2 protein-coding genes are annotated in these 1,973 nt (G+C 61.9%); both read right to left on the reverse strand.

Annotated elements, in window-relative coordinates; all coding sequences use genetic code 11:
- A partial coding sequence (locus DBR24_RS33170; RefSeq protein ID WP_256591717.1) for a prepilin-type N-terminal cleavage/methylation domain-containing protein occupies window positions 1-82 on the reverse strand: 82 nt, incomplete at its 3' end.
- A gap of 2 nt (window positions 83-84) precedes the next feature.
- The gene (locus tag DBR24_RS21470; protein ID WP_123463234.1) at window positions 85-1,932 is read right to left on the reverse strand and encodes a secretin N-terminal domain-containing protein; all 1,848 of its coding nucleotides are present in this window, start codon (window positions 1,930-1,932) and stop codon (window positions 85-87) included.
- Window positions 1,933-1,973: the final 41 nt, after the last annotated feature.

A 1,973-nucleotide genomic window follows, 5' to 3' on the forward strand; every position in this document is an offset into this window, starting at 1 on the left:
CGGCCATGCTCGCCAACAGGCCGATCAGGGCCAGCGTCACCACGACTTCGATCAAGGTAAAACCGCGCTGGGAGGCGGTCATGATCAAGGCTTCTCGACAGTGACGCGGGTGGTGGCCACGGCCGATTCACCGACGGCACGCGGCTGCGCGGCAGGCGATGGCATCACGTAGCTCTGTGAACGATCCGGTGCCTGGATGTGCATGCTGGTTTCGGTGCCGGTGGAGAACTCCATGTCCGACGGGCTCTGGTACGGCAGGTTGCGCACGATCCGCGGGGTGATCGACAGCACCAGTTCCGATTTGCCGATGGTGTCTTTGTTGCTGCCGAACAAGCGGCCCAGCCCGGGAATATCGCCGAGGCCGGGAATCTTGTTGCCGGTCGCGCCGTGGTCGTTGCGCACCAGCCCGGCAAGGATCTGCGTTTCGCCGTCGTGCAGACGCAGCGAGGTTTGCGCATTGCGGGTGTCGACCTGCACCGGGATCGTGCCCTGGCGGGTCGGCTCCAGCGGCGTGGCGTTACTCACTTCCAGGGCAATCTTGATCGCCACTTCGTTGTTCAGGTGCACGGTGGGGGTCACTTCGAGCTTCAGACCGACATCCAGATAGGTCACGCTTTCGGTGATCACCGGCCCCTGTGTCGACGGCACCGAGGTCGCGCTGATGATCGGCACGCGCTGACCAATGTGAATGCGCGCCTGTTCGCGGTTGCTGACGCGAATCACCGGACTGGCGAGGGTGTTGATGTCGTTGTCCTGCGCGTTGATCTTGGCCTGCGGCGATGGGCCGATGGAGATGCGGTCGGAGTTGATGCCCTTGAGTTGCCCGAGCAGCGTGACCGGCGAACCATCGCTGTTGACCACACCGAAGGTGCTCGGCCATTGCAGGCCGAGGTCGAGAATGCGCTGAGTGGCCACTTCCATGACCTCGACTTCGAGCACCACTTCGGGGTTGGACTGGTCTTGCGATTGCAGGAGCTTTTCCGCCATGCGGATCGCGTCTTCGGTGTCGCGCATGGTCAGGGTGTTGAGGCGTTCGTCGACGAACACGTCGCGGGTCTTGAGCATGGTTTTCACCATATTCAGCGCGGTGTTGGCGTCGATGCTGGTCAGGTAGAAGGTGCGCATCACCAGTTCCTGGTAATCCTTCACTTTCTGTGGCGAATCCGGGTAGATCAGCAAGGTGTTTTCGTTCACCACTTTCTGGTGCAACTGGTTCTGTTGCAGCAGCAGGGTCACGGCGTCTTCGATGCGCACGTCACGCACGAAAATCGTCGCCTTCATGTCCGGGCGCAGGTCTTTGTCGAAGATGAAATTCAGCCCGGCGACCTGCGACAGCACTTCGAAAATGGTCTTCAGGTTGGCGTCACGAAATTCCAGGGTGACCGGGCGATCGAGCTTGGTGCGCAGTTGCGGGTAGGCAATCACGTTGCGGCTCTGCACCAGGCGAATGTTGCCTTGCAGCTCCAGCGCGCCTGCGTTGGCCGGGTCGAGTTCGAGGATCTGTTTGACCTGACGATCCGCGCCGTAGATGTCGCCGCGACGCAGGTCACCACGGGCCAGCTCGAGTTTTTCGTCCATGGTGCGCAAATATTCCAGCTGCTTGAGGGCATCCTGAGCGCGGCGGTTGTTCGGTTCGATGGTCAGCACGCGCATGTAAGCGGTGCGCGCCGAAGCAAAGTCGCGGCGCGAGCGGTCGGTGTCGCCGGCGGTCAGCAATGCCGTGATCGCTTTGGCGCGGCCGCTGTTAAGCAGCAGGTGCAATTCGGTGTCGCGAGGGTTCTCGCGCAGACCTTCCTCGATCCGGGCCAGCCCCGCCTCGTACTGGCCCTGATCAATCAGGTCGGCGGCTTCCTTGTTGGCCACCTGCGCAGAGCTGCACGCGGCCAGCCCGGCACACAGGCCCAGGCTCATCAGCAAACGGGAACGGTTCATTGCGTACTCCCCACAGACAAGGTCTGCGACAAATGCAAAGG

This window comes from Pseudomonas sp. HMWF006 (assembly GCF_003061205.1).
Classification (GTDB): Bacteria; Pseudomonadota; Gammaproteobacteria; order Pseudomonadales; family Pseudomonadaceae; genus Aquipseudomonas; species Aquipseudomonas monsensis.

Excerpts from the sequence above, each read along its gene's own strand:
- DBR24_RS21470 (WP_123463234.1), bottom strand. The coding sequence starts at position 1,932 with ATGAACCGTTCCCGTTTGCTGATGAGCCTGGGCCTGTGTGCCGGGCTG.